This is a genomic window from Pseudomonas sp. LAMO17WK12:I1 (genome assembly GCF_900177315.1).
In the GTDB taxonomy this organism is placed as follows: Bacteria; Pseudomonadota; Gammaproteobacteria; order Pseudomonadales; family Pseudomonadaceae; genus Aquipseudomonas; species Aquipseudomonas marginalis.
The window spans coordinates 211,788-238,761 of sequence record NZ_FWZV01000006.1 but is presented as its reverse complement, the minus strand read 5'-3'; the positions used below and the strand labels follow the sequence as shown (position 1 = coordinate 238,761).

Annotated in this window: 29 protein-coding genes; 5 read left to right on the top strand and 24 right to left on the bottom strand. The window is 62.6% G+C overall.

From position 1 onward, the window contains the following. The first annotated feature begins 14 nt into the window (after window positions 1-14). The 3 genes from B9N88_RS13455 (at window position 15) to B9N88_RS13445 (ending at window position 3,517) form a co-directional block, all read left to right on the top strand. Window positions 15-1,433 (top strand): FAD-dependent oxidoreductase, encoded by a 1,419-nt coding sequence (locus tag B9N88_RS13455; protein WP_027605000.1) that lies wholly within the window; start codon window positions 15-17, stop codon window positions 1,431-1,433. 242 nt (window positions 1,434-1,675) lie between these two features. Then, window positions 1,676-2,743, top strand: a complete 1,068-nt coding sequence (gene hemE / locus B9N88_RS13450; RefSeq protein WP_027604999.1) for a uroporphyrinogen decarboxylase — start codon at window positions 1,676-1,678, stop codon at window positions 2,741-2,743. A 195-nt stretch (window positions 2,744-2,938) separates the two neighbouring features. Further along, a complete protein-coding gene (locus tag B9N88_RS13445) occupies window positions 2,939-3,517 on the top strand; it encodes a cytochrome b/b6 domain-containing protein (protein WP_081744407.1) in 579 nt (192 codons plus the stop codon). Here B9N88_RS13445 and B9N88_RS13440 read toward each other — a convergent pair. The 3 genes from B9N88_RS13440 to B9N88_RS13430 all read right to left on the bottom strand — a co-directional run bounded on the left by B9N88_RS13440 (window position 3,475) and on the right by B9N88_RS13430 (window position 6,687). Continuing rightward, on the bottom strand, window positions 3,475-4,119 hold the full coding sequence (locus B9N88_RS13440; RefSeq protein WP_081744406.1) for a retron system putative HNH endonuclease: 645 nt from the start codon (window positions 4,117-4,119) through the stop codon (window positions 3,475-3,477). The genes B9N88_RS13445 and B9N88_RS13440 overlap by 43 nt on opposite strands. Continuing rightward, window positions 4,116-5,381, bottom strand: a complete 1,266-nt coding sequence (locus tag B9N88_RS13435; RefSeq protein WP_027604997.1) for an AAA family ATPase — start codon at window positions 5,379-5,381, stop codon at window positions 4,116-4,118. Before B9N88_RS13435 ends, B9N88_RS13440 begins: the two co-directional genes overlap by 4 nt. 76 nt (window positions 5,382-5,457) lie before the next feature. Continuing rightward, window positions 5,458-6,687 (bottom strand): MFS transporter, encoded by a 1,230-nt coding sequence (locus B9N88_RS13430; RefSeq protein ID WP_222935592.1) that lies wholly within the window; start codon window positions 6,685-6,687, stop codon window positions 5,458-5,460. Window positions 6,688-6,859: 172 nt separating this feature from the next. Between B9N88_RS13430 and B9N88_RS13425 the strand changes: the two genes are divergently transcribed. Continuing rightward, a complete protein-coding gene (locus B9N88_RS13425) occupies window positions 6,860-7,753 on the top strand; it encodes a LysR family transcriptional regulator (RefSeq protein ID WP_027604995.1) in 894 nt (297 codons plus the stop codon). A 64-nt stretch (window positions 7,754-7,817) separates the two neighbouring features. Here the strand turns inward: B9N88_RS13425 and B9N88_RS13420 are convergent, their stop codons facing one another. From B9N88_RS13420 to B9N88_RS13325, 20 genes are all read right to left on the bottom strand, one after another. Then, on the bottom strand, window positions 7,818-8,264 hold the full coding sequence (locus tag B9N88_RS13420) for a hypothetical protein (RefSeq protein ID WP_027604994.1): 447 nt from the start codon (window positions 8,262-8,264) through the stop codon (window positions 7,818-7,820). A gap of 25 nt (window positions 8,265-8,289) precedes the next feature. After that, window positions 8,290-9,516 carry a beta-ketoacyl-ACP synthase gene (locus B9N88_RS13415; protein ID WP_027604993.1) on the bottom strand — a complete coding sequence of 409 codons (1,227 nt, stop codon included), beginning with the start codon at window positions 9,514-9,516 and terminating at the stop codon, window positions 8,290-8,292. After that, window positions 9,516-10,244: a 3-oxoacyl-ACP reductase FabG gene (gene fabG, locus B9N88_RS13410; RefSeq protein WP_027604992.1), complete on the bottom strand. Its 729-nt coding sequence runs from the start codon at window positions 10,242-10,244 to the stop codon at window positions 9,516-9,518. The genes B9N88_RS13415 and fabG overlap by 1 nt, the downstream gene beginning before the upstream one ends. Beyond that, complete coding sequence (locus B9N88_RS13405; protein ID WP_027604991.1) at window positions 10,241-10,702, bottom strand: hotdog family protein; 462 nt, start codon at window positions 10,700-10,702, stop codon at window positions 10,241-10,243. Before B9N88_RS13405 ends, fabG begins: the two co-directional genes overlap by 4 nt. Further along, on the bottom strand, window positions 10,699-11,865 hold the full coding sequence (locus B9N88_RS13400; RefSeq protein ID WP_027604990.1) for a beta-ketoacyl-[acyl-carrier-protein] synthase family protein: 1,167 nt from the start codon (window positions 11,863-11,865) through the stop codon (window positions 10,699-10,701). The genes B9N88_RS13405 and B9N88_RS13400 overlap by 4 nt, the downstream gene beginning before the upstream one ends. Next, a complete protein-coding gene (locus tag B9N88_RS13395) occupies window positions 11,862-12,344 on the bottom strand; it encodes a hypothetical protein (RefSeq protein ID WP_027604989.1) in 483 nt (160 codons plus the stop codon). Before B9N88_RS13395 ends, B9N88_RS13400 begins: the two co-directional genes overlap by 4 nt. Beyond that, a complete protein-coding gene (locus B9N88_RS13390; protein ID WP_027604988.1) occupies window positions 12,341-13,075 on the bottom strand; it encodes a class I SAM-dependent methyltransferase in 735 nt (244 codons plus the stop codon). The genes B9N88_RS13395 and B9N88_RS13390 overlap by 4 nt, the downstream gene beginning before the upstream one ends. Further along, on the bottom strand, window positions 13,072-14,319 hold the full coding sequence (locus tag B9N88_RS13385; protein ID WP_027604987.1) for an NAD(P)/FAD-dependent oxidoreductase: 1,248 nt from the start codon (window positions 14,317-14,319) through the stop codon (window positions 13,072-13,074). The genes B9N88_RS13390 and B9N88_RS13385 overlap by 4 nt, the downstream gene beginning before the upstream one ends. A 33-nt stretch (window positions 14,320-14,352) precedes the next feature. Then, on the bottom strand, window positions 14,353-16,665 hold the full coding sequence (locus tag B9N88_RS13380; RefSeq protein ID WP_027604986.1) for an MMPL family transporter: 2,313 nt from the start codon (window positions 16,663-16,665) through the stop codon (window positions 14,353-14,355). Next, window positions 16,655-17,245 (bottom strand): outer membrane lipoprotein carrier protein LolA, encoded by a 591-nt coding sequence (locus tag B9N88_RS13375; protein WP_027604985.1) that lies wholly within the window; start codon window positions 17,243-17,245, stop codon window positions 16,655-16,657. Before B9N88_RS13375 ends, B9N88_RS13380 begins: the two co-directional genes overlap by 11 nt. Further along, window positions 17,242-17,667: an acyl-CoA thioesterase gene (locus tag B9N88_RS13370; protein WP_027604984.1), complete on the bottom strand. Its 426-nt coding sequence runs from the start codon at window positions 17,665-17,667 to the stop codon at window positions 17,242-17,244. The genes B9N88_RS13375 and B9N88_RS13370 overlap by 4 nt, the downstream gene beginning before the upstream one ends. Next, window positions 17,660-19,201, bottom strand: coding sequence for an HAL/PAL/TAL family ammonia-lyase (gene hutH / locus B9N88_RS13365; RefSeq protein WP_027604983.1), 1,542 nt, complete (start codon window positions 19,199-19,201; stop codon window positions 17,660-17,662). The genes B9N88_RS13370 and hutH overlap by 8 nt, the downstream gene beginning before the upstream one ends. Next, a complete protein-coding gene (locus tag B9N88_RS13360; protein ID WP_027604982.1) occupies window positions 19,185-20,120 on the bottom strand; it encodes an LpxL/LpxP family acyltransferase in 936 nt (311 codons plus the stop codon). The genes hutH and B9N88_RS13360 overlap by 17 nt, the downstream gene beginning before the upstream one ends. After that, the gene (locus B9N88_RS13355) at window positions 20,117-20,851 is read right to left on the bottom strand and encodes a glycosyltransferase family 2 protein (RefSeq protein WP_027604981.1); all 735 of its coding nucleotides are present in this window, start codon (window positions 20,849-20,851) and stop codon (window positions 20,117-20,119) included. The genes B9N88_RS13360 and B9N88_RS13355 overlap by 4 nt, the downstream gene beginning before the upstream one ends. A gap of 221 nt (window positions 20,852-21,072) precedes the next feature. Continuing rightward, window positions 21,073-22,743 (bottom strand): acyl-CoA synthetase family protein, encoded by a 1,671-nt coding sequence (locus tag B9N88_RS13350; RefSeq protein ID WP_027604980.1) that lies wholly within the window; start codon window positions 22,741-22,743, stop codon window positions 21,073-21,075. Continuing rightward, a complete protein-coding gene (locus B9N88_RS13345) occupies window positions 22,740-23,285 on the bottom strand; it encodes a COG4648 family protein (RefSeq protein WP_027604979.1) in 546 nt (181 codons plus the stop codon). The genes B9N88_RS13350 and B9N88_RS13345 overlap by 4 nt, the downstream gene beginning before the upstream one ends. Next, window positions 23,282-23,536, bottom strand: coding sequence for an acyl carrier protein (locus B9N88_RS13340; RefSeq protein ID WP_003187949.1), 255 nt, complete (start codon window positions 23,534-23,536; stop codon window positions 23,282-23,284). Before B9N88_RS13340 ends, B9N88_RS13345 begins: the two co-directional genes overlap by 4 nt. A gap of 9 nt (window positions 23,537-23,545) precedes the next feature. Then, window positions 23,546-23,815: a phosphopantetheine-binding protein gene (locus B9N88_RS13335; protein ID WP_027604978.1), complete on the bottom strand. Its 270-nt coding sequence runs from the start codon at window positions 23,813-23,815 to the stop codon at window positions 23,546-23,548. Beyond that, window positions 23,793-24,605, bottom strand: coding sequence for a lysophospholipid acyltransferase family protein (locus B9N88_RS13330; RefSeq protein ID WP_027604977.1), 813 nt, complete (start codon window positions 24,603-24,605; stop codon window positions 23,793-23,795). Before B9N88_RS13330 ends, B9N88_RS13335 begins: the two co-directional genes overlap by 23 nt. Further along, window positions 24,581-25,300: a beta-ketoacyl synthase chain length factor gene (locus B9N88_RS13325; protein WP_027604976.1), complete on the bottom strand. Its 720-nt coding sequence runs from the start codon at window positions 25,298-25,300 to the stop codon at window positions 24,581-24,583. The genes B9N88_RS13330 and B9N88_RS13325 overlap by 25 nt, the downstream gene beginning before the upstream one ends. Before the next feature lie 337 nt (window positions 25,301-25,637). Between B9N88_RS13325 and B9N88_RS13320 the strand changes: the two genes are divergently transcribed. After that, window positions 25,638-26,408 (top strand): ParA family protein, encoded by a 771-nt coding sequence (locus B9N88_RS13320; RefSeq protein ID WP_027604975.1) that lies wholly within the window; start codon window positions 25,638-25,640, stop codon window positions 26,406-26,408. Window positions 26,409-26,485: 77 nt separating this feature from the next. On the opposite strand, the gene trxC is transcribed toward B9N88_RS13320, so the two are convergent. Further along, a complete protein-coding gene (gene trxC, locus B9N88_RS13315) occupies window positions 26,486-26,920 on the bottom strand; it encodes a thioredoxin TrxC (protein WP_027604974.1) in 435 nt (144 codons plus the stop codon). Window positions 26,921-26,974 lie beyond the last annotated feature (54 nt).

The window sequence follows — 26,974 nt, the reverse complement described above, 5'->3', positions numbered from 1 at the left end:
GATGAGGTTTTAACATGGCTGAACGTCTGAATAACGACTTCCAGTTCATCGATGTCGGGCGCAAAGATCCGAAGAAGAAACTGTTGCGTCAACGCAAGAAAGAGTTCGTGGAAATCTACGAACCCTTCAAACCCCAGCATTCGGCCGACCAGGCCCATCGCTGCCTGGGTTGCGGTAACCCGTATTGCGAATGGAAGTGCCCGGTGCACAACTTCATTCCCAACTGGCTCAAGCTGGTGGCCGAGGGCAACATCCTCGCCGCCGCCGAGCTGTCCCACCAGACCAACACCCTGCCGGAAGTCTGCGGCCGGGTGTGCCCGCAGGACCGTCTGTGCGAGGGTGCCTGCACCCTGAACGACGGTTTCGGCGCGGTGACCATCGGTTCGGTGGAGAAGTACATCACCGATACCGCGTTCGCCATGGGCTGGCGTCCGGACATGTCCAAGGTCAAGCCGACCGGCAAGCGTGTCGCGATCATCGGTGCGGGCCCGGCGGGCCTGGGCTGTGCCGACGTGCTGGTGCGCGGCGGCGTGACCCCGGTGGTGTTCGACAAGAACCCGGAAATCGGCGGCCTGCTGACCTTCGGCATCCCCGAGTTCAAGCTGGAAAAGACCGTGTTGAGCAATCGCCGCGAAGTCTTCACCGGCATGGGCATCGAGTTCCGCCTGAACACCGAAATCGGCAAAGACGTGACCATGGAGCAGCTGCTCGCCGAATACGATGCCGTGTTCATGGGCATGGGCACCTACACCTATATGAAGGGCGGCTTTGCCGGTGAGGACCTGCCGGGCGTTTACGACGCGTTGGACTTCCTGATCGCCAACGTCAACCGCAACCTGGGCTTTGAAAAGTCGCCGGAAGATTTCGTCGACATGAAAGGCAAGAAGGTCGTGGTCCTCGGCGGCGGCGACACCGCGATGGACTGCAACCGTACCTCGATCCGCCAGGGCGCCAAGTCGGTGACCTGTGCGTATCGTCGTGACGAAGCCAACATGCCCGGCTCGCGCAAAGAGGTGAAGAACGCCAAGGAAGAAGGCGTGAAGTTCCTCTACAACCGTCAGCCGATCGCCATCGTCGGTGAAGACCGCGTCGAAGGCGTGAAGGTGGTCGAGACCCGTCTCGGCGAACCGGACGCCCGTGGCCGTCGCAGCCCCGAGCCGATCCCGGGCTCCGAAGAGATCATCCCGGCCGACGCCGTGGTCATCGCCTTCGGCTTCCGTCCAAGCCCGGCGCCGTGGTTCGAGCAGTTCGAGATCCAGACCGACAGCCAGGGCCGCGTTGTCGCCCCGGAACAAGGCCAGTACAAGCACCAGACCAGCAACCCGAAAATCTTCGCCGGTGGCGACATGGTGCGCGGCTCTGACCTGGTGGTGACGGCGATCTTCGAAGGCCGCAATGCCGCCGAAGGGATCCTGGACTACCTGCAAGTCTGACCCTGATCCCAGGTTGAAAGGGGATCAAAATGTGGGAGGGGCTTGCTGTGGTGAGCGGGCTTGTCCCGCGCCGGGCTGCGAAGCAGCCCCTTTGATCTGCGGTGAACCCGACGGGGGGCAAGCCCCCTCACCACAGCTAGCTACCGCCACAAATTGACCCGATAGACAAAAGGCACCGCTCTTGCCGTGCCTTTTGCGTCGCGCTCTGAGAAAATGCCCGCACTTTTTTTGCGGATGCCGACATGACTGCCCTCAAGAACGACCGTTTCCTTCGTGCCCTGCTCAAGCAACCCGTGGACGTCACCCCTGTGTGGATGATGCGCCAGGCCGGTCGCTACCTGCCGGAATACCGCGCCAGTCGCGCCCACGCTGGCGACTTCATGAGCCTGTGCATGAACCCGGAGTTCGCCTGCGAAGTCACGCTGCAGCCACTGGATCGCTACCCGCAACTGGATGCGGCCATCCTCTTCTCCGACATCCTCACCATCCCCGACGCCATGGGCCAAGGCCTGTACTTCGAGACCGGCGAAGGCCCGCGTTTCAAGAAAGTCATCAGCACCCTGGCCGATATCGAAGCCCTGCCGATCCCCGATCCGCACAAAGACCTCGGCTACGTGATGGACGCCGTCAGCACCATCCGCCGCGAGCTGAACGGCCGCGTGCCGCTGATCGGCTTCTCCGGCAGCCCATGGACCCTGGCTACCTACATGGTCGAAGGCGGCTCGTCGAAAGACTTCCGCAAGACCAAGGCCATGCTCTACGACAACCCGCAAGCCATGCACCTGTTGCTGGACAAGCTGGCCCAGTCGGTCACCTCCTACCTCAACGGCCAGATCATGGCCGGTGCGCAAGCCGTGCAGATCTTCGATACCTGGGGTGGCAACCTGTCGGCGGCGGCGTACCAGGAATTCTCCCTGGCCTACATGCGCAAGATCGTCAGCGGCCTGATCCGTGAACACGAAGGCCGTAAAGTGCCGGTCATCCTGTTCACCAAGGGCGGTGGCCTGTGGCTTGAAAGCATCGCCGACGCTGGCGCGGATGCACTGGGCCTGGATTGGACCTGCGATATCGGCGAAGCCCGTCGTCGTGTCGGTGGCAAGGTCGCGCTGCAAGGCAACATGGACCCGACCGTGCTGTACGCCAAGCCGGAAGCGATCCGCACCGAAGTCGGCCGCATCCTGGCCAGCTACGGTACAGGCAGTGGCCACGTGTTCAACCTCGGCCATGGCATCACTCCGGAAGTGAACCCGGACCATGCGGGTGCCTTCCTGCAGGCCGTGCACGAGCTGTCAGCGCAATACCACCCGTAATACTCCCGCCTGAATCGGATCCCCCTTTGCCTGGCGAAGGGGGATTCGCTGCGTTTCAGCGTTCGTTAAGTCCTGCCTTGGTAATGTGGATGCTTTGGGATTTCTCCTACAGCCTCCGGTAACTTGCCTCGGTAAAAATCCTACCCGACTCTTCCTCTCGCCAGTGCATGGCGTTCATTGTCAGGTGATCTCAGGATGAACACTTCAGCGTATTCAACGAGCCAGAAACTGCTGCATTGGGTTTCGGCTGTCATTATTGTGTGGGCGTTATTGTCGGGTTTTTTCGTGGCGGTATTCAGCGTGCCCGCCTCGGTCAAGGCGTGGGTGGCGTTCTTCAACGTGTCGCTGACCACTGTCTATATTCCGGTGTTTGTCTTGCGGGTCTATTGTTCCTTTGCCCACGGCCTGGACTTTTCCGTCAAGCGAACACTGCAGGAATACCTGGCGTTGCTGGTTCACAAGGCCATGTACCTGGTGCTCGCCGTGGTGTTGGCGACCGGCGTGCTGATGATGGATCGCCCGATCAATATCTTTAACCTGCTCTCCATCGCCCCCCTCGACCACGACCCGGCCCGCATCGCCCTGTATACCCGTGTGCATGTGCTCTCGTGTGTGGGGTTGCTGCTGATGCTGGTCCTGCATATCGGCGCCGTAGTCATGCATGAGCGCCGGGGCAAGCGGGTGATGGCGCGGATGTCTTTTGAGAAGACATCCGGTGCTGTGCTCGGGGATCAGGGTGTCAGAATTTGTTCTGCAAATCGTGCAACCACATGATCGAAGGCTTGCTGATTACCGAGTTCTGTCGCGCGTAATGCAGTCGTAATGGTTTTGAAGTCCTCGTCAGTGGCTTGGGCAACAAATGCCGGATCGAATACGCGCTCTAAGGCATCTTGGCGGCGGTTGTTCAGATAGGCGATATCCAAGGCTAGGACTTCGATCATTTTTGTTGCTGGCGAGTCATTGGTATCTGTCGCTTGGATTTGCCCCGTCAATAGATAGCGGAAGCGCAGTTCACAACCGTCCTCGGTGGGCGAGATATGTTCAGCTTCATCAAACCAATTGCCTTTGACGTGCCCGCAATGCAAAGGCGAACCGGGCTTGGTTTCCCTGATGCAGGAGGCATGAAGGTTTTGGTATTCAAGCGCCAGCTCTTCGAAATGCTCCTGGGGACGGAAGTGTTCGATGTGGCTGGATGCAGCATCAATATCTCTGCCGCAGTAACAACAAAAGCCACCTTGTTCCAGCAATAAGCTGACATGCAGTTCACGTTTTTCGGGATTCTGCAGCGTAGAGTATGTGGGTACCCATTCGTCGTTGATTGAAGCTTTCCACTGACTAAAAGAAGCAGGTTCAGTTCCTTTGAACACTTGTTTCATTTTCCGAGTATCTCCTTGCGGCGAATCAGCGCTTGGGCACCAGCAAATTCGGGTAGGTCTGGCGCTAGTTTTTTAAGTGCTTGGAGCTGGGTTTTGGCCTTTTCCAGTTCGTTATCTTCGATGGTGCTGAATAGTTCGCTTAGAAGTACTTCTACTTTTGGCTCGCGCTCGGAGACACCCATGACTTCTTCAAGGATTCGGCTGGAGTCTAACCCATAAGTAACGCGGGGATGAGAGGGGGATTCATTAGTTAAGAGAATGACTTCTCCTGGCCTGAGACTACCAATAATTTGAGGCGAGTGACTGGCTGCGATGAATTGGATTTTAGGGAATAGTTTTTTCAAAGTCGAAGCTATTGTCCGCTGCCATCCAGGGTGCAAGTGGATGTCCAGTTCGTCGATTATGACAATTCCAGTTGTCTCTTCTAAAACTTTATTTTTTAAGTGTGGATTGAGTAGGCACATTCGCCGAGCTATGTCAGAAACCATTGCCAGCATGCCGCGCTGTCCATCGCTCAAACTGTTAAAAGTTAAGCTTCTATTGTTTTCAAAATGCACCAGTAAGCTGCGAATACCAAGGTCGTACTCAATCCCTTTTGCGTCAGGTAGAGCGTGGGTCAGCGCTGAATTTATCAGTTGGAGCTCGTCATTGAACTTGGGTGATGCTGTGGAACGAGACATTTTCTGAAGGCGTTCTAAGGTTTTTCCAATAAGCCAGCTTTCAAATGTTTCTAGATTTGCAGAGGCATCAAACCAGTCTTTGTAGGCGTCTAGTCTTGAGGGTTGTTGGCGTGCTGCGAATTCAACAGATATATCAGACGAATTCCATCGGCGGTCAGCTCGATAAAAAGCCATGAGCGGGAGATCAACAATGTTTTTTGATGATGGGTTGAGGATATCAATTGAACTGTTGAGTACTGGGATATCAAAGACCTTGAGTTGACCTTCACGTACCAACGATTCATTCCAAGCCGCGCGGCCGAAAGCGGAGCCGACAGCATCCAGTGTCACGGGATATATACGTTCAAACCTATAGCGACCCTCGAACTCTTGGATTTCGAACCTTGCATCTTGGTTTGAGATCTGAAGAGCCGCTCCCCCCAATGACGATGAAAACGAATACAGGCTTGCCGCCACCGCCTGCAACAACGAAGTCTTACCGCTCCCATTCACCCCCACCACCAGGTTAAAACCCGGCTGAAAGTCAAAAGTGGCATCTTCGTAGCAACGAAAATTCTGAATATGAAGCTGGTCCAGGCGCATTCTGGCTTTCCTTTACCAAGACTGACGAATGCCGACAGTGTACCTTGGCTCGTCGGAACCGCCAGAGGTGCAGGTGTTACGCGCTTTTTGCACTCCCCAACGGCGGCAACTTCGCCAGTTTCAACGCCACCAGCAACGCACCCATCAACAGCGCCACGATAAACGCGCCGATGCCGTTCCATCCACCGAAGTGCCAGAAGAATCCCCCCGCTGTCCCGGCGATGCTTGAGCCTACGTAATAGCAAAACAGATACAGCGACGACGCCTGCCCCTTGGCTTTCACCGCGCGGCGCCCGATCCAGCTGCTGGCCACCGAGTGGGCGCCAAAGAAGCCGAAGGTGAAGATCAGCATGCCCGGCACCACCAGCCACAGTGGGGTGAACAGGGTCAGGGCCATACCGGCGAGCATCAGCACGATGGTGGCCCAGAGCACGCGGCGACGGCCGAGGCGGTCGGCCAGGGAGCCGATTTTCGCCGAGCTGTAGATGCCCGAGAGGTACACCAGCGACAGCAGGCCCACCACGGCCTGGCTCAGGTCATAGGGGGCGGCCAGCAGGCGATAGCCGATGTAGTTGAACATCGTCACGAATGCGCCCATCAGCAGGAAGGCTTCAAGGAACAGCCACGGCAGGCCGGCATCCTTGAAATGCATGACGAAGCCATCCACCAGGCTGCGCGGCTTGAGGCTGCTGGCGCGGAAGTTGCGCGATTCAGGGAGGATCTTCCAGAACACCGTGGCGGCAATCAGCGCCAGGGCGCCGATGATCAGCATTGCGGTGTGCCAGCTGACGAAGTCGATCAGTACACCGATGATCAGGCGTCCGCTCATGCCCCCGATGGCGTTGCCGCCGATGTACAGGCCCATGGCCAGGCCGATGTGCTGGGGGTGGATTTCTTCGCTCAGGTACGTCATCGCCACGGCAGCCAGTCCGCTCAAGGACAGGCCCACCAGCGCACGCATCAGCAGAATCCCTTCCCAGGACGGCATCAGGCCGCTGGCGATGGTCGCCAGCGCGGCGCAAAACAACGCGGCGACCATCACCGGTTTGCGGCCCAGGGTGTCGGAAATCGGCCCGGTAATCAGCAAACCCAGCGCCAGCATCGCCGTCGCCACTGAGAGGATCAGGCTGCTTTGTGCCGCATTGATCGAGAACTCGTGGGACAGCGCCGGCATCATCGGCTGTACGCAATACAGCAGGGCGAACGTGGCGAAGCCGCCGGAGAACAGCGCCAGCACCGTGCGCATGAACATCGGCGTGCCTTTTTCGATGTACGCGTCATTGAGCTGCGCCACCACCTCATCCAGGGCGGTGGGCGGGACTTCTTGGGCGAATGGAGCGACAGCAGATTTCACGGAGACCTCGGGGAGGAAAAGCCTGCCAGGACTGGCAATGCAAAAAAGAATATAGCTGGCTAATGATTCTTTCCAATATATTGTTCGACCCGTTTGATAGCTTTTACGACCTAATGAGGCTGGCATGGAACTACGTCACCTGCGGTACTTCATTGCCGTTGCCGAAGAACTGCACTTTGGCCGTGCCGCGCAGGTGCTGGGCATCTCGCAACCGCCATTGAGCCAGCAGATCCAGGCACTGGAGCAGGAGGTGGGCGCGCGCTTGTTTGAGCGTACCAATCGTCGGGTCGAACTGAGCGAGGCCGGGCGCTTGTTCCTGCACGAGGCGCGGCTGGTACTGGCCCAGGTCGACAAGGCGGCGGATGTGGCCCGCCGTGCGCAGTTGGGGGAGCTGGGCGAGTTGAAGATCGGCTTCACCTCGTCGGCGCCGTTCAACTCCACGATTCCGCAGGCGATCTTCGCGTTTCGCCAAGCCTTCCCGGCGGTGCACCTGAACCTGCAGGAAATGAGCAGCACCGAAGTGGCCGAATCGCTGGTGGATGAGTCGATCCAGGTTGGGCTGATGCGTCCGCTGCCGCTGCCGGACTCATTGAGTGTGATTGAGCTGATGCGCGAACCGCTGGTTGCCGTATTAAACGCTGACCACCCCTTAGTGGAGGGCAGTGAGCGTGGCCTGCACCTTGCGCAACTGGCGGAGGAGCCCTTTGTATTTTTCCCTCGCACCTACGGCAGTGGCCTGTACGCCCAACTGCTCAACCTGGCCCGCGATGCCGGTTTCAGCCCGCACTTCGCCCAGGAAGCGGGGGAGGCGATGACCATCATCGGGTTGGTGGCGGCGGGCTTGGGGGTGTCGGTGCTGCCGGCGTCTTATCAACGGATACGCATCGATGGCGTGGTCTATCGCACCTTGCTGGATCAGGAGGCGGTGACGGCGGTATGGCTGGTGCAGCGCAAAGGCGCACAAACGCCGATGGCGAAGGCGTTTGTGGAGTTGTTGACGCGCAAGGCGGTGCAATAACTCACCGCCAACGGGCTCTCTGTGGCAAGCCCGCTCGCCACAGAGGATGTGCCCGGCCTTGGTTTTACTTCGACGTTCCCGTCTGCTCGAACAACTGCGCTGCCGACCCTGCCTCACCACTCACGCCATTTCTGCGCAATCCCGCCATGATGTCGCTGTCCAGGTTGTTCACCCAACGGTTGTAGTTGCGATGGATCTTGCCGTCCTTGTAGCCCAGTTGGCGGCTGTCGCGGTAGGTGATGGCGTAGCTGTTGCGGGTGTAGCGGATGTCGATGGCCGCGTAGTACTGGTTGCGCACGATGATTTCGGCCTGTACCAGTTGCGGGCTCAGGCGTTGCACTGTCCAATCGCGTTTTTGCAGGGCGTTGACGATCACCGTTTTCATTTTCTCTTCACTGACCTGGGCGTCGGCCGGCAGGTCGTGCTGGGTGTTGAGGATCGGTTTGCTGGTACAGCCGGCGGTGGTCAGCAGGGCCAGGGTGATCAGCGTAGCGCGTAGCAAGGAAGACATTCCGTATTCTCCAATCGATTAAAAGTCAGGACCAGCGGCGGAAGATCAGCGACGTATTGACGCCGCCAAAGGCAAAGTTGTTGTTCATCACGTAGTCGTGGTGCATCTCGCGGAATTCACCCTGCAGGTAATCCAGCTCGCCGCATTGCGGGTCGACGGAGTCCAGGTTGAAGGTGTGCACGTATTGGTCGCGGTTCATCATCTCGATGCTGAACCACGATTCCAGTGCACCGCAGGCGCCCAAGGTGTGGCCGAGGAAGCTTTTCTGCGAGCTGATGGGCATGCGGCTGCCGAACAGGCTGCTGGTGGCCTGGGTCTCGGCGATATCGCCCTGGTCGGTGGCGGTGCCGTGGCCGTTGACGTAGCCGATGGCGGCCGGCTCCAGGCCCGCATCTTCCAGGGCCAGCTCCATGGCGCGGCGCATGGTTTTCTGTTCCGGGCGCGTGGTGTGCTGGCCGTCGGCATTGCTGCCGAAGCCGACGATCTCGGCATGGATATGCGCGCCCCGCGCCAGTGCGTGTTCCAGCTCTTCGAGCACCAGCATGCCGCCGCCTTCGCCGATCACCAGGCCGTCGCGGCCGCTGTCGTAGGGACGTGGGCTGGTTTGTGGCGCGTCGTTCTTCAGGCTGGTGGCATACAGCGCGTCGAACACCATGGCTTCGGTGGGGCACAGCTCCTCGGCGCCGCCGGCGAGCATCAACGGCAGGCGGCCGAACTTGATCGCTTCATAGGCATAGCCGATGCCTTGGCTGCCGCTGGTACACGCGCTGGACGTGGGGATCAGCCGCCCGGTGAGGCCAAAGAAGATGCTGATATTCGCCGCTGTGGTGTGGGGCATCATGCGCACGTAGGAGTTGGCGTTCAGCCCCTCGGCCACCGAGTTCAGCAACATATTGCCGAAGGCCTTGATCTCATCGGTACTGCCGGTGGACGAGCCACAGGCCACGCCCATGCGCCCGTCCTTGATCGACTCGTCACCGAGCAAGCCCGCGTCCTGCAACGCCTGCTCCGCCGCCCACACCGCCAGGCGCGAGACGCGGCCCATGCTGCGCAGCTGCTTGCGCGTCCAATGGGCGGGCACGACGAAATCATCGACCGGCCCGGCCAGGCGCGTGTTCAACTCGGTAAAACGCTCCCACTCGTCCATGCGTCGGATGCCGCTGCGGTTGGCGCGGAAGTTGGCGGCGATGGTGTCCCAGTCGCTGCCCAGGGAGGTCACGCCGGCCATGCCGGTGACGACGACGCGTTTCATCAGCACAGGCCTCCATTCACGGCCAGGACCTGGCGCGTGATATAGCCGGCTTCGGCCGACATGAGGAAATTCACCGCACCGGCGACTTCTTCCGGGGTGCCCATGCGTTGCGCCGGGATCATCTTCATCAGTTCTTCCACCGGTACGTTTTCATCCAGCATGGCGGTGTCGATCAGGCCGGGGGCGACGCAGTTGACGGTGATCCTGCGCTTGCCCAGTTCGATGGCGAGGGCCTTGGCCGCACCGATCAGGCCGGCCTTGGAGGCGCTGTAGTTGACCTGGCCACGGTTGCCGATCAACCCGGAGACCGAGGTGATGCACACGATACGCCCGGCTGCGCGACGACGAATCATCGGCATCATCACCGGGTGCAGCACGTTGTAGAAACCATCCAGGTTGGTGCGCATCACCACGTCCCAATCGTCTTCCGACAGGGCCGGGAAGGCACCGTCGCGGGTCAGGCCGGCGTTGAGCACCACGCCGTAATAAGCACCGTGTTGCTCAACATCGGCTTCAAGGATCTGCTTGCACGCGGCGCGGTCCGCCACATCGAATTGCAGCACCCGCGCCTGGCGGCCCAAGGCCTCGATCTCGACCTGTACCGCGCAGGCTTCGGCGTGACCGCTGCGGCAATGCAGCACGATGTCATGCCCGGCCTGGGCCAGGCGCAGGGCAATGGCGCGGCCGATGCCACGGCTGGAGCCGGTGACCAGTACGGGTTCAGTCATGGCGTTTCGTCCTTCGATTCATCTAAATAGTTGGCCGCCTGGGGCGGTCGAAATACATTCAGGCGCGCACTGGCCTGGATACCGCTACCGGTGAGGTGGCATTCGAACACACCCATGCCGTTGTCGTCTTCCAGGGAACGCAGGCCGTGGATGTTCAACTCGGCGCCGGCCGGGAAGTGTTCCACGTTGCACTCGAACTTGCGTGTGCCGAGCAGGAAGCCCAGTTCCACCGCTTCACCCTTTTGACGGGCACGGCAGCCGGCGTAGGCGGCGACGCTCTGCGCCATCAACTCGACGCCGACCCAGGCCGGCAGGCTGCCGTCAGGACGGTTGAACAGGCCGCCGGGCTTGACGGTGAGGCGGGTGTGAATCTGCTCTTCATCGAACGACAGCACCTGGTCGATCAGGATCATGTCGCCCGCGTGGGGCAGCAGTTCGGCGAGTGGCCAATCGGTCATGGGGCCTCTCCGATTATCAGGCTGACATTGTTGCCACCGAAGGCAAACGAGTTGCTCATCAGGCGGGGTTTTTCCAAGGTGTCCCCCGCCTGCGCCCATTGCAGGGCGGGCAGCGCGGGGTCGGCCTGGCCGTCCCACACATGGGGCGGCACCCGGCCGTGGGCCAGGCTCAGCCAGCAGAACGCGGCTTCCAGCGCGCCGGCCGCGCCCAGGGTGTGGCCGCTCATGGGTTTGGTCGACGAGCAGGCCACGCCGTCGGGGAACAGGCTGGCGACGGCCAGGCTTTCCATGGCGTCGTTGTGTTGGGTGGCGGTGCCGTGCAGGTTCAGGTAGCCGATCTGCCCGGGCTGCACTTTTGCGCTGGCCAGGGCCTTGCGCATCGCCTGCAACGCGCCTTTGCCGGTGGGTTCCGGCGCGGAAATATGGTGCGCATCGCAACTCGCACCGCTGCCGAGCAGGGCGATCGCCGCAGGCGTTTTAGTCATCAGGAACAGCACCGCCGCTTCGCCGATATTGATGCCGTTGCGGTTCACCGAAAACGGGTTGCAGCGTTCGTTGGACACCGCTTCCAACGCGCCGAACCCATTGAGGGTCAGCTTGCACAGGCTGTCGACGCCGCCGCAGAGCACCGCGTCGCACACTCCCAGGTCGAGCAGGCGTTGTGCGCTCATCAAGGCCCGGGCGCTGGAGGTGCAGGCGGTGGAAATCACATAGGCCGGGCCGCTCAGTTGCAGCCAGTCGGCGAGAAAATTCGCCGGGGCGCTGAGTTCCTGTTGCTGGTAGTCGTAGTCGCTGGGGAAGTGCTGATCGCGCAGGTACTGGGCGATTCCACGGCTGGCTTCGTCGATGCCGGAGGTGCTGGTGCCGAGCACCACCCCGACCCGCGAGGCGCCATAGCGGTGGATCGCCTGGCGAATCTCGCCCTCGATCTGCAGCGCCGCCTCCAGCAGCAGTTGGTTATTGCGGCTGCTTTGCTGGCCGAGCTCTGTCGGAATGGTCGCCAGCTCGCCGTGCACACTGCCTACCGGCAGCGTGCGCTCCGGCACCCAGCCGCTTTCGGCACGCATTCCCGAGCAGTCGCCGGCAAACAGGCTGCGACTGACGGCGGCCTGGCCACGGCCAAGGGCGCAAATCACGCCGAGGGCATTGAGGTAGGCGCTCATCGGGCGGCACCGAGTGGCGTGATGCGGTAGCTCAAGGGCTGGTCGCTCATGTTCACACTGAAGACTTCTGACGATTGGTAGACGATCTGCCAATGGCCCGGCAGGGTCCGCGTGAGGTCCATCGCCTGGGCGCCGGGGTAGAGCGCGCGTACGTCATCGGCCGAGGCCAAGGCAAACAACAGTGCGGCAAACAGCTCGCGCGCCTGGGGATTGGGCGGCAACAGACCGTCGGCCTGCCACTGGCCATCGATCAGTTTTTGCCGGGCCTGGGGAATGCCCAGGGGGTCCATCATCGACCAGCGGATTGCGCCGCCTTCGCGTTGGATCACCAGCAGCCAGTCCTGGCTCTGGCCGTCCGCCAGGCGCTGCACATGCAGCTGTAGCGGCAAGGCCAGGGCCGGGGTTTTTTCAGGCAGCGGCGCCTGGCTGGCGCAGGCGCTCAGCAGCAACAGGCAACCGATCAACAGGCTGCGCATCATGGTGTGGCGCTCGCCAGGGGTTTGCGCGCCACGCAGTTGACCAGGGTTTCCTCACGCTGGCCCACCGGCGGCGGGGTACGCAGGCCCCAGCGCTCCAGCAGGCCGAAGTCGCGGGAACGGCTCCACCACAGGTAGGGGTACGAAACGTTCTGCGGGCCGAACTCAAAGCCCTGCTCGCGGAGCATCTGCAGGTACTCTTCGGCGCTTTTCTGCACATGCATGGGATGGCGGAACAACCAGCGAATGACCCATGTGTCGATATAGGCTTCGGTGGATTCGGCAAACAGCAAGTAACCGCCCGGCTTGAGCACCCGGTAGAACTCCTTGAGTGCGCGATGCTGTTCAACCAGGTGATGGAAGGTCTGGTGGCAGAACAGGATGTCGACGCTGGCGTCCGGCACATCGAGGGTGGCGCAGTCGCTGCCGATCAATTCGATGGCCAGGCCCTGGCGCGCGGCTTCGGCCTTGCTCAGCTCCAGGCTGTGGGGGTCGGCATCCAGGCCGATCAGGCGCGCGGGGGCAAACACCTGTTGCAAGTACTGGAATGACTTGCCCTGGCCGCAACCGGCGTCCAGCAGCACCGGCGCCTCGGGCAACGGGTCGGTGAACAGGCTGCGCAGGTCGTTGATTGCCACGCGCAATACATGGTGCTGCCAGGTATGGCTGCGCAGGAACCAGAAGCCGAAGCGGGTTTCTTCGACGTAGTTTTTACTCAGGTATTGAGACGTCATACCGGTTCACTCGCACAAATTTCCGACAACATCCGCAAACGTCGCTTGGGCTCGCTGACAAACGGGTTGCGTTCGTCCCACGCGTAACCTGCGAGGATCGAACTGATCATCCGGCGAATGTCCGGTGAGCTGCCGGGGTGGAAAATCACATCTTGGAAGGTGCCTGCATACCAGCCCTCGACGTAGCAGCGGAAGGTGTCGACACCGCGCTTGAGCGGCTCGGCAAACTCGGTTTGCCAGTCCACGGTCTCGCCTTTGAGCTGACGATGCAGCACGCCGGCGGCCATGCTCGCCGAGCGCACGGCGATGGTCACGCCGGAGGAGAACACCGGGTCGAGGAATTCCGCCGCATTGCCCAGCAGCGCAAAGCCGGGGCCGTGCAGGGTTTTGACGTTGGCCGAGTAGCCGCCGATGGTGCGCGCCGGTGTGTCCCATACGGCGTTGTCCAGCACGCCGGACAAGCTCGGGGTTTCGTCGATAAAACCGCGCAGGCAGGCGTCGAGGTCCGCATCGCGCGCGTCGAAATGCTCCTTGGCCGCGACCACACCCACCGAGCAGCGACCGTTGCTGAACGGGATGGTCCAGAACCAGATGTCGCGTTTCGTAGGGTGCGTGGTGACCAGGATCTTGGTGCGGTCGAAGCCTGGGTGTTCGATGCGGTCTTCAACGTGGGTGAACACCGCCTGGCGCAGCGGGAAATTCGACGGCGCCTCCAGGTCGAGCAGGCGCGGCAGCACGCGGCCGTAGCCGCTGGCATCGAGCACGAACTTGGCCTTGATGTGGTACTCGCTGCCGTTCTCGCGGCGCACATGCAGGTAGCGGCACTCACCGGAGAAATCCACGCCGACGATGGTTTCGCCGTAGCGGATGTCGACGCCTTGCTGGGCGGCCTGATCGGCCAGCAACTTGTCGAACTCGCCGCGCTGCACCTGGAAGGTAGTGGGCTTGCCGTTGCTGAAGGTGTCACCGAAATCGAACGCGCTGTAACGCTCGCCCCAGGCAAACGCGGCACCGGTTTTTACCTGGAATCCCGCCGCCTGCACGGCGTCGAGCATGCCGGCCTCTTCGATGAAATCGATGCAGTGCGACAGCAGGCTTTCTCCGATCGAGAAGCGCGGGAAATGCTGGCGCTCGATGATCAATACATCATGCCCTTTGCGTTTGAGCAGTGCGGCGGCAATCGCGCCGGATGGCCCGGCACCAATCACCACCACTTGGCGACGTTCCATTTCAACTATGGGCACGAGGGCTCCTTGCCGCTTTGGCGATAACTACATTCATGAGGCGTGTTTCCGTTGGCCGGCCCAGGGGGCCAGCATAAAGCTGAATGCCAGGCCCAGGCTGACCGACAGGCCGAAATTACTCACTGCCGGGGTACTGGACACCGCCAGCAGGCCGAACGACAACCAGGTCGTCAGCGCTGCCAGCAGCGTCCCTAGAAGGCTGACAGCGGGGCCGCCGATCTGTTCGCGCATCAAAATCGCATAGTCGACACTGATGGCCGTGACCAGCAGCAACCCGAACAGGCTGAACAGGGTCAGCGGCTGGCCCAGCCAACCCAGGCTGGCCAGGCTGCACAGTGCAGCCAGCAACGGCAGGGCGACGATGCGCAAGGCCCCGCCGAAACCGAACGGCAGGATCAGTAACAGCACGATCAGCACGCACGACATCAACTTCAATTCGGCGGCGCTGATCTGCGTGTCGGCGAATACACGGTTCAAATCCCCGAGACGATCCACCAACTGCACGCCGGGCAGGTCCACGGCCTGCACCCGCAGCAGCGCCGGGTTGTTCAAGCCCTGCAGGCTGACCATGGCCGCCACGCCGCCGTCCACCGGGCCCAGCCACAGCGTGCGCCAGGGTTCGGCCAAGGGGCCCACCAGCGCAGCGTCGATGTCTTCGGTGGGCAGCGCTTGCAGTTGCGCGACTTCGGCGTGCAGGGCGCCGGCGGGCACGCCGAGGTCCAGCAGCGGCTGCCAATGCTGTGGAAGTGTGCTCAGGGCATCGCGCAGTTGCTGCTGTTCGGCGGGCAGGCTGACCAGTTGGTTGAGCGCCAGGTAACCCTGGAGCTTGTCCATATTCACCAGTTGGTCCAGGCGTTGGCCCAGGGCGGCTTGCCGCTCCAGCAACTGCGGCTGGTTGTCGGCCCGTATCAGGAAAAACTGGCTGGTGGGCTGGAAACCGGTAATGCGCGCCACGGCCTGTGCCTCTTGCAGCAGTTGCGGCGGCGCACCGATCCACTGGCGAATATCGTTTTTGCTGTCCAGCTGCCAAAGGCCGCCGGCGCAGAACAGCAGCACCCACACCAGCAGCACCGGACTGGGCACACGCTTGAGCAAGGTGGCCCGCACCCGCCACAGGCATTCGGCGACGCGCAGCGGCCATTGGGCCGGGCGCAGTTCGACACCCTTGAGCAGTGCCGGCAGCAGGCACACCGCTGACAGGTAGGCGCCGACCAGGCCCGCGGCGGAGAACACCGCGATTTGCGTCAAGGCCGGGAAGGGCGTCCAGGCCAGCGCCAGGTAGCCGATGCAGCTGGTGGCCAGGCTCAGGCTCAGCCCTGGCAGCGTCAGGCGCAATGCCGGCCAACTGCGCCAGGGGTTCATGCTCCAGCTTTTCGACAGGTAGTGCAGCGGGTAATCCACCGCGACGCCGATCAGGCTGGAGCCGAGCACCAGGGTCATCACATGCATATGGCCGAACAGCGCCACGCAAGCGACGGCACCAAACAGCATGCCCACCAGCACCGGTACAAACGCCAGCAGCACTCGCCAGCGGCGGAACGCCAGCAACAGCAGCAGCAGAATGCCGACGGTGGCGCCGCCGCCGACCCAGGTGATTTCCCGCGTGGCCTGCTGCTGGCCATTGGCGGCGTAAAGCAAACCGCTGGCGGCGAGCAATTGCGCGCCGTGTTCGCCGGCCTGCGTGCGGCTGGCCTGGAGCAGATCCGCCACCTGCAGCGGCAGTTTCATGTCGAAGGCATTGCCGGTGGTGCGCGCCCGCAGCAGCACCCAGCTCTTGCCGTCGGCATCGGCGATCAAGGCGCCGCTGCCGATGTCCAGTTGCACCGAGCCGCGTTGCGGCTGGCTGTTCTGGATGCGCCCGGTCAGGCCCAGCCAGTCGTCCTGGCTCGGCACCAGGCTGAAGCCGGTGAAGGGGTCGAACAGCGACTGCACCCGTTGCTGGATGAACGCGTCCGGGTGGTCGATCAGTTGTTCGCGGTCCTTGGTCGAGAGCATCGCCAGCCGCCCGCGCAGCAACTGTTCACGCAGTGCCGGCAGGTCGGCTTGCAGGTTCCATTGGACCTTCTCGAACAAGCCGCTGGCCTGCCAGCGCTCGCCCAATTGCTGGGCCACGGCCACCGCTTGCTGGCGATCGGCGTGCCCCACCAACACCAGCATTTCGCGGTTGAGCGGCTCCTGCATGCGCTGTTCGGCTTGCAGTTCCAGGGCGTCCGGCGTACTGCCCGGCACCAGCTCCATCAGGTTGGCCGACAGCGGTGCACCATCGCGCCACTGCCAGCCGGCCAGGGCCAGCACGGCCACCAGCAGGATCAGGAACAGGCGGGGCAGCAGGCGCTCACTGGGCAAAATCGTGTTGCTCCGCGTCGCTCAATGGCTGGCCGGCGCTGCTGTCCTGCATGCGCAGCACAGTGCTGTCGCCTTGGGTTTCCAGCAGTTCGATCTTCTGCACCAGTTCACCGCCGTCGATATTGATCTGGGTGAATACCTGCTTGAGCAGCAGTGAACGCGGGATCAGCGTGAGCTTCCATTGCCGGGCTTCGCCTTGCAGTTGCAGCTCGAAGTCGCGCTGCAAGCCGCTGCTGTCGCCCTGGAGCACGGCGAGGAACAGACGGTTCTGTTCGGCGCCGGCGCTCTTGTTCGGCAGCAGTTGCCAGCCGTTGGCGTCACGCCGGGCAATGCCTTGGGCGCTGATGCGGTAGTCCTGTTGCAGCGGGGTTTTCAGCAGCCACAGCAGGCCGTGGTCCTTGGCCAGGACGAAGGTGCCCTTGCTGACCAACGGCTGCGGCAGCGCACGCAGGTGTTTTTCCTGGATAAAGCTGCCGTGGATCACAGAGGGTTTGGCCAACTGGTCGCTGAGTTGTTGCAGGTCGAAGGCCTGGGCTTGAAGCGACAGCAGCAACGCGCCGAGGAAGGTGATCAGTTTCATGACAAGGCCCTGTCGACGGCGTCGGTGAATACTTTGGGGGACGCCAGCTGCATCTCGCGAGTGGCGATGTCCACCGCCACCTGCACAGTGCTGGCGCGGGTCAGGCGCTCGCCGCTGGCCAGGTCGGTGATCAGGTAATTGACCTTCAAGCGGTTCTCCCACTCCACCAGGCTGGCGCGCACGTTGATCGTCTGGCCGAACACCGCACCGCGCACATAGCGCAGTTGCATGTCGATCACCGGCCAGGCGTAGCCGGCTTCGAGCATCGCCGTGTAGTTATGGCCGATCTTGTCCAGCAGCGCGCAGCGTGCGACTTCCAGGTACTTCACGTAATGCCCGTGCCAGACGACGTGCATGGTGTCGACGTCAAAAAACGGCACCAGGATTTCGGTGTCGCTGTGCAATACGCCAGGGCTACGCATGCAGCCTCCAGTGTTGCTCGGCGATGCGTTGCAGGCACAGGCGCAGTTCGCCTTCGAGAGCACGGTCTTCGATGACCGGCGGGAAGTCCTGGGCCAGCTCTGCATGCATGGCCGCCAGCGCCGGCGGCAACGGGCGTGCGTCGTCGGCCTGGGCGCGCAGCCACACACCCTGGTTGGCGGCGAGCAGGGTGGCGGCGGCGACCTGTTCGGTCAGCTCCAGCACGCGGATCGCATCGCGGGCGGCGATGGTGCCCATGCTCACCTTGTCCTGGTTGTGGCACTCGGTGGAGCGCGAGAACACGCTGGCCGGCATGGTGTTTTTCAGTGCTTCGGCGGTCCAGGCGCTGGTGCCGATCTGCACCGCCTTGAAACCGTGGTTGATCATCGCGCGGTCCGCCGGTGCGCCGGACAGGTTGCTCGGCAGGCCGTGGTTGTAGCGCACGTCCACCAGCAGGGCGAGCTGGCGGTCAAGCAGGTCGGCGACGTTGGCCACCAGGGTCTTGAGGCTGTCCATGGCAAAGGCGATATGCCCGCCGTAGAAGTGCCCGCCATGCAGCACGCGTTCTTCTTCGGCGTCGATGATCGGGTTGTCGTTGGCGCTGTTCAGCTCGATCTCGATAAACGAACGCAGCCAGTTCAGGCTGTCGGCCAGCACGCCGAGGACGTGGGGCGCGCAGCGCAGCGAGTAGCGATCCTGCAGGCGATGCAGCGGCGCGGTCGGCGCGTCGATCGCCAGATCCTCGCGTAGCCAGGCTGCGACTTGCATCTGCCCCGGATGTGGCTTGGCGGCGAACAGGCGCTCGTCGAAGTGTTCCGGGTTGCCTTGCAGCGCCACCACGTTCAGCGCGGTGATACGGGTGGCCAGTTGCAGCAGGTAATCGGCGCGGGCGAAGGCCAGGCAAGCGATGCCGGTCATCACCGCGGTGCCGTTCATCAGTGCCAGGGCTTCCTTGGGGCGCAGTACCAGCGGCTCCCAGCCGAGTTCGCGATGCACGTCGGCTGCCTGGCGACGCTCGCCACGGAACAGCACTTCACGCTCGCCGGACAGGGTCGCGGCCACGTAGGACAGCGGGGTCAGGTCACCGCTGGCGCCCACCGAGCCTTCTTCCGGGATCAGCGGCAGCACGTCGTGTTCGAGGAACCCATGCAGGCGCTCCAGCAGTTCCACGCGCACCCCGGAGACACCGTGGCACAGCGACTGCAAGCGCGCCGCCAGCACCGCACGGGTGGCCTGGGCGTCGAGCAACTTGCCCAGGCCGCAACCGTGGAAGGTGTACAGGTGACGGGGCAGGGCCTCCACGTGTTGCAACGGCACCGCGACCACGCAGGAGTCACCGTAGCCGGTGGTCACGCCGTAGATCACGCCTTCCTTGTCCAGCAGCGAGTCGAGGAACTGCGCGCCCTTGGCAATGCGTTGGCGATACGCAGCATCGCCTTGCAGCTGGGTAGGCACCTGACGGTTGGCCAGGGCCAGCACGTCTTCGATGCGCAGGGGGCGTTCGCCAAAGGTTACCGGCTCAAGATGCGTCGTCATCGGTCTTCCAGAAAGGGTAAAAGTTGAACCATTGTTGGGGCGCTTCCAGGCAGAACCGGCCCAGGCGTGCGGCGTAGCGCGCAGTCCACAGGGCGATGACCTGCTCGCGGGTGCTGCGTTTCCATTCGATCAATTGCGCGAAGGGCTCGATGGTCAGGCGATAGCGGCCCTGGTGTTTCAGGCACATCAGCAGGTTGACCGGGCACTTCAGCAGGCCCGCCAGCAGCCACGGGCCTTGGGGGAACGCGGCGTCATGGCCGAGGAAATCCACGCGCACCGTGCGCCCGCCATGCAAGGGCACGCGGTCGCCGGCAATCGCCAGCCACTCGCCGTCGTCCAGGCGCTGGCTGAGCAGCAGCATGGTGGCCGGGTCCAGCTCGCTGACCTGGATCAGGCGCAAGTGGGTGGCACCGGCTTCGCCCAGCAGGCGGTTGAAGCGTTCGGCGTGCTTGGTGTGCACCAGCACGTTCATGGTGACCTGTTCGCCGATTTCCGCCAGCGCGCGGCACACTTCGAGGTTGCCCAGGTGGGCGCCCACCAGCATCTGCCCGCGCCCGGCGCGCAGTTGCCCGCGCAGTTTCGCCGGGTCGTTGATCTCGATCTGTTCCAGGCGCAGCTTGCCGTTCCACACGTCGAGTTTGTCGAGCAGGGCATCGGCGAAGGCCATGAACTGGGCAAAGACTCTGCGCTGGCTGGGGCGCAGTTCATCGCGCCCGCTCCAGTCGGCCAGGCGCTGCTGGTATTGCCAGGCGCTCTGGCGCGCGGTGCGGCCGAACAGGAAGAAGTACAGCACGATGCCGTACAGCACCGGGCTCAGCAGGCGGCGGCCGAGGACCTTGGCGGCGAGGGCGGTGAATTTCATCAGCCAGTAGCTGCCGCGTTCTTCGCGGTCGGCCCAGTGCTTGGTGCTGTCGCTCATGCCTGCCACCGTCGCCACAGGATCAGCGGCGCACGCACCAACATGCCGAAGAACAGGCGGGTGTGCATGGCACTGATGCGTACGTTGTCGCGGAACAGGCGGAAGTGCGACAGGCCGTCGGCGGGGTAATGCACCTGGGTCGGCAGCCAGCGCATCGGCTGGTTGCGCCAGGCCAGGCGCACCAGGATGTCGGAGTCGAAGTCCATGTGCGTGCCGATATAGGCCGAGTCCATCAGCGCCAGCACCGGTGCCAGCGGGTACACGCGAAAGCCGCACATCGAGTCGCGGATCTGCAGTGACAGGGTGTTGATCCACACCCACACATGGGTCAGGTAACGCGCATACAAACGGCCCTTGGGCACGCTTTCGTCGTATTCGGGGTAGCCGCAGATGATTGCGTGGGGCTGCCTGCGGGACGCGTCGATAAACGTTTCGACTTCACGCAGGTCGTGCTGGCCGTCGGCATCGACCTGCAACGCGTGGCTGAAGCCCAGGCGCGCCGCTTCGCGAAAGCCCGCCATCACTGCGCCGCCCTTGCCCTGATTGGTCGGCAGGGTCAGCAGGGTGACATTGTCCAGCCGCGCCAGTTGCGCCAGCACCGCTGCGCAGGCCGGGCTGCTGCCATCGTCCACCAACAGGCACGGCAGGCCACTGTTCAACAGGCTGTGGACCACGGCGGGCACGGCGGCTTCGTGGTTGTAGACCGGGATCAGGGCGCAGGGGTTATGCATGGTATCCCTCACCGTCTGGTAAATAACCTGTGGTGAGCGGGCTTGTTGTAGTGAACCGGCTTGTCGTGGCGAGCGGGCTTGTTGTGGTGAGCGGGCTTGCCCCGCGTTGGGCCGCGGAGCGGCCCCAGTAAGGTAACCGAGACGTGTCAGACAGACCTCCGGCGCAGGTTTTGGGGCCGCTACGCAGCCCAACGCGGGGCAAGCCCGCTCGCCACAAAAGCTTATGCATGGGCCGCTTCCAATTGGATGCGGCCGCTGGAGCAGGCGGCGACGCCGTTGCGGTAGGCGAAATACAACTTGCCGCGTTCCTGGTCAAAGCGCAGGTGCAGTTCGATACGGTCGCCGGGGCGCACCAGTTGCTGGAACTTGAGCACTTCCATGCCGGCAAAGGTGGCGGGCAGATCGAGCAGTTGTTGGCCGAGGTTGAACGCCCACTCCACCTGGACCACGCCGGGCAATACCGGAGTGACCGGGAAGTGGCCGCTGAAATAGGCCAGGTCTGGCGGCACGCTCAGTTGCAAGGTCCATTCGCCATCGACTTCGACTTGCTCCAGCACTTCCGGCGCCTTGGGCCGGGGCGCCAGCAGCAGCGCGGCCACATCGGCCTGGGGCAGTTTGCCCTGGGCATTCAGCGGCAGCTGGCGCAGCAGCCGCCAGCGACGTGGCAGCGCCAGGGCTTCGCAATGCTGGCTCAAATGCTGGCGCAGGGTCTGGGTGACAGTCCGTCGGCCCTGGTTGCGCAAGGCGTGCAGGCCGTCGGCACTGAGCACCACCAGCGCGCCGAGGGAGGCGCGGTTTTCCTGCACCACCCCCAGGCGCGTTTCGGCGACCCACGGGTGGGCCATCAGCGCCTGCTCAAGCATGGGCAGGGAGATGCGTTTTTCTTCCAGCTTGACGATACGGTCCAGGCGCCCGAGCAGTTCGAAGCGACCATCGGCATGGATGCGCGCCGCGTCAGCGGTTTGTTCTATGTGCCCGACCGGCAAGTACGGCGAGGCGATGCGCAGGGCACCGTCGGCGTCCTGGCTCAGGTGTACATCGGCGAACGGCTGCCAGGGTTGCGCCCCCTGGCGCCAGGCGATGCCGCCGGTTTCCGAGCTGCCGAGGATCTCGGTCGGCCATTGCTGCAAGCGCTCGTATAGACTGCCGGCCGCCTCGATGGGCAGGGCGCCGCCCGACGAGAACACCCGCGATACCTGGCTCAGCGCCGGCCAATCGAGGTTGTCGCCCATGCGCTTGAGCAGCGCCGGGCTGGCGACCCAGGCGAATTGCGGGTGTTCGCGGCTGGCGCGTTGCATGTCTTCCGGAAACGCCAGCTGGCGGCGCACAAAGCTGCGACCGGCGCACAGCGGCCACAGCACACGGAACAGCAAACCGTAGATGTGCTGGGTGGCGACACTGCCGATGATGCAGGCGTCTTTCAGGTCGGCGCCCCACAGGGCTTCCAGGGCCTGGACTTCATTGGCCAACTGGCGCAGGGTCTTGTCGATACGCTTGGGTTCGCCGCTGGAGCCGGAGGTGCACAGGCTCAGTTGGCAGGTGTCCAGGTCGAGGGCGGCCGGGCTCAACGGTGCTTGATACAGCGCGTCCAGGTCTGCCGCTTCAGTCAGCCAGGCGTCGACAACCGCGTCCCAGCGTTGGCGGGTCTGGGGTTGCAGATCGGCGGGCAGCAGTACGCTGGCCCCGGCGCGCCAGGCGCCCAGCAGTGCAATCGCCAGCAGGCCGGCGTCTTCCAGGTGCAGGGCCAGGCGCTGGATGCCACGGGCTTGCAGCCCGGCGGCCAGGCTCAGGGAGTGCTCCCACAGCTGGGCGTGATTCATCGCAGGTTCGGTGGTCACCAAACGCTGTTCCAGCGGCTCGAGCAACAGGTGCTCAAGATTCAACCCATTCATACGCGGCCTCGAACCCTTTGTCGTACCAGCCATTCCACGGCAAACAACAGCCCCATCAGCCCGTAGGCAATCAAGCCGTTGTACAACGTCCACCAGCTCAACGGCGCCCATAGGGTGAGGGCGGCGGCGAGCAGGCCATTACACAGAAAAAACACGCACCACACCACGGTGACCTGGCGCGTATACACGATCGCGTGCGGCGGCAGCACCGGGTCGGTCATGCGCGCCAGACGCTCCACCATCGGCGGGCCGTATTTCAGGCTCAGGCCGAACAGCGCCAACATGAACGCACTGACCAGGCTCGGGTACCAGCGCAACAGGTGCGGGTTGTCGAACCAGGCCAGGGCCAGGCAAAACACGATCACCGCCAACGCTATCCAGCGGCTGCCGGGGCGCGCCGCACCCGTGACCGCGCGCAGCAGCCACAGGCTGCCCAGCAGCAGGCCGAATTGCCAGGGCGCAAAGTGCTCGGTGCCGTAATACACCGCAAACGGGTACAACAGCCCCGCCAATAACAGGCCAAGGCCGATCAGCCGGCTCATGCGGCAGGCTGGACCAGACGGTACACCGCCTCAACCACGTCGTTGACGGTGCGCACGGCCTTGAACTCTTCGGCGGCGATCTTCTTGCCGGTCTGGCGCTTGATATGGTCGATCAGGTCCACGGCATCGATGCTGTCGATCTCCAGGTCCTGATACAGGTTGGCGTCGAGGGTGACGCGCTCCGGGGGCAGTTCAAACAGTTCCACCAAGGCATCGCGCAGGGTGTTGAAAATATCGTCACGAGTTTGCATGGTCCGGTCTCAAGCTGCCTGTCTGGCCGTGACGAACGCCGCAAGGCTGGCCACGTTGGTGAAGTGATTGCGGGTGTCCTTGGCGTCGGCATCGATCTTGATGCCGTACGTTTTCTGGATCGCCAGGCCCAATTCCAGGGCGTCTACCGAATCCAGGCCCAGGCCTTCGCCGAACAGGGTTTGGTCGCTGCCGATGTCATCGGCGCTGATGTCTTCCAGGCCCAGGGCCTCGATGATCAACAGCTTTATATCGTGCTCAAGGCGGTGTTGGTCGCTCATCTTCGGCGAGCTCCTTAATGAAATAATGGTGCAGGTAATCGTTGAGCTTGCGTGAGGCCTGGGGCGCGGGCCCCAGTGTTGCGAACGCCTGTGGTTCTATATCGGCCCCCACGCGCAAACTGAAGTGAAAACGGCATTTAGGGATGCGATACCAGGGTTCTGCCTTGGTCAGAGTGGTGGGGCTGACCTTGATCACTACCGGGGTGATGATTGTCGCACCGCGCAGGGCAATGGCGGCGGCCCCGCGATGAAAGGCGGGCGCCACGCCGGGGGTGGTGCGGGTGCCTTCGGGAAAGATGATCAGCGTCTGGCCGTTGCGCAGGGCGTCAGCGGCGGCGTCGAGCATGTCTGCGCTGCCGTCGTTGCTTATGTAACCCGCGTCGCGCACCGGGCCACGGGTGAACGGGTTTTGAAACAGGCTCTGCTTGATCACGCAATTGGTCTGGCGCATCAGGCCGATCAGGAACACCACGTCGATCAGCGAAGGGTGGTTGGCGATGATCATCTGGCCCGGCTGGCCGAGCCTTTCGGCGCCTTCGACGCTGTAGGTCAGCACGCCGGCGCGTTGCATCAGGCGGATAAAGAACCAGAACAGCTTGCTGATGGTATGGCGGGCGCGGCGCTGGTGCCTTTCTACGTTGCCCGGCAGGCAGCTGAGCAGGGGAAAGACCAGCAAACGCAGGCACAACCCGCCGACGCCGAACACGAAGAAGCTCGCGGCAGTGGCGAACAGGCGCCAGTAGTAGGCATCCCGTGGCTTATCGTTCACGACTTGCGTTGCCAGTTCCATACACGGTTCTTCCAGGCATGTTGGCAGGCGCCCTGTTCGGTAAGCAGGGTGCGCAGCAGGTTCAGGGCGTGGGGCCACTGGGTTTGAGTGGGTTGGACAGTGCCGGCGCTGAGTTCCAGTTGCCACTCGTCGCCTGGCGTCAGCAGCAGGCCGAGGGCGTAGGGAAACGGCACGTCAACGATCCAACTGGCGTAGGCCTCGGGCGGCTGTTCTTCGGTGATGACCAGCAATACCGCCGGAGCGCCTTCGTTGAGCAGGGCCGCGGCTTCGAGCATGCCGTGCTCCAGGCCATCGCCGGCGGCGGCGAGGGCTGTCATTTCGCTGGTTTCATTGCGCAGGATCGACCACAGGCCAATCACCGCGTTGTGCACCGACAGGCTGAATTGGGTCGGCGACAGCGGCTGGTCGTTGGCCAGGTCGCTGAGGATGTCGAGGGTGCGCGGGGTTTCGCCATGCCGGGAAACAAACACCAGCGGCAGGTCTTGCAGGCCGTCGGCCAGCGGCCAGCCTACGCTGAACGCCATGCGCGCCAGGCGGCTCAGGCGGCGGCGCTGCATGGCCGGCAGGAACGACACGTCGGGCGAGGCATCGCTGGCAGGCAGCAACACCGGGGCCTGGCACCAGGCGTGCCAGTCGTCCGCGCTTTCCAGGCCGGGGGCCCAGGCGCGCCATTGGGCGATGTTGAAGTTGATCACTGAGAAGTTATCCCGCCCCTGCGGGCTTCCATGTGCGGCTTTTGGCCCCGAATACCGGGACAAGGAGCAATCGCCGAGTGGCGCGCATTATCCCGGTGCTGCGGGGTTCTAGCAAACTTTGGTAAAGAATTGTGCAAGGCCGATTACAAATAAGTCGGGAAGGTTTACAGATTGTCCTTCAACGAGGGGCAACTTGGATCGTCGGACACTTCCTTTTCATTTGTACGCGACATATGACAGACCCGATGCAATGCAGCAATGCATCGATGAACGAGGTAGCTAACAGGCGCTTTTGCCCTCTACACTCGGACATTCATTGATACACGGAGGTTTTTCCATGCGGCGCGTGGTGTTCAATCAAAAAGGCGGTGTTGGCAAGTCGAGCATCGCCTGCAACCTGGCGGCGGTCAGCGCCAGCGAAGGCTATCGAACCCTGTTGGTGGACCTCGATGCACAGGCCAATTCAACCCAATACCTGACGGGGCTGACTGGCGACGACATCCCCATGGGGATCGCGGACTTTTTCAAGCAAACCCTGTCTTCCGGGCCGTTTTCGAAGAAGAACAAGGTCGATATCTACGAAACCCCCTTCGACAACCTGCACGTCATTACCGCCACCGCCGAACTCGCGGACCTGCAGCCCAAGCTTGAGGCCAAGCACAAGATCAACAAGCTGCGAAAGCTGCTCGATGAGCTGGGCGAAGATTACGACCGGATCTACCTGGATACCCCGCCAGCCCTGAACTTTTATGCGGTTTCTGCGCTGATTGCCGCTGATCGTGTGTTGATCCCCTTCGATTGCGACAGCTTCTCGCGCCAGGCCCTGTATGGCCTGCTGGCTGAAATCGAAGAATTGAAGGAAGACCACAACGAAGGCCTCGAAGTGGAAGGCATCGTGGTCAACCAGTTCCAGGCGCGGGCGAGCCTGCCGCAGCAAATGCTCGATGAGTTGATTGCCGAGGGCTTGCCGGTGTTGCCGGTGTACCTGGCCAGCTCGGTGCGCATGCGCGAGTCGCACCAGGAGAACAAGCCGCTGATCCACCTGGATCCACGGCACAAGCTCACACTGCAATTTGTGGAGCTGCATAACCTGCTGGAAAACGCCTGATTTTGCTGGCGACACAAAACCTCTGTGGGAGGGGACAAGCCCCTCCCACACTGTCCAGCATTGTTCTCCAGGTCCGATTACACCCCCTGGCTACGCAACCAGCTCATCAGCTGCGGCAACGGAAACGCTCCGCTCTGGCGCGCCACTTCGCGGCCGTTCTTGAACAGAATCAGACTGGGGATCGAACGAATCCCCAATTGTGCCGACAGCTGCTGATTGGCCTCGCTGTCCAGCTTGGCCAGCCTGCACTTGCCTTCCAGCTGCCCGGCCGCCTGTTCAAACACCGGCGCGAACGACTTGCACGGCCCGCACCAATCGGCCCACACATCCACCAGCAGCGGCAGGTCGCCCTTGATCTGACTGGCGTAGTCACCTTGTTTCAGCTCGAAAGGCTTGCCCAGTAGAACCGGTTGCTTGCAGCGCCCGCACTTGGGCGTATCACCCAGGCGTTCTGCGGGGATGCGGTTGAGGCCGTTGCAATGGGGGCAGGGGATAACGAGAGGTTCGGACATGGTGGGCTCCGTGGATGTGGCCAATGCTCCCTATCTGGAGTCAGGCATCAGCTT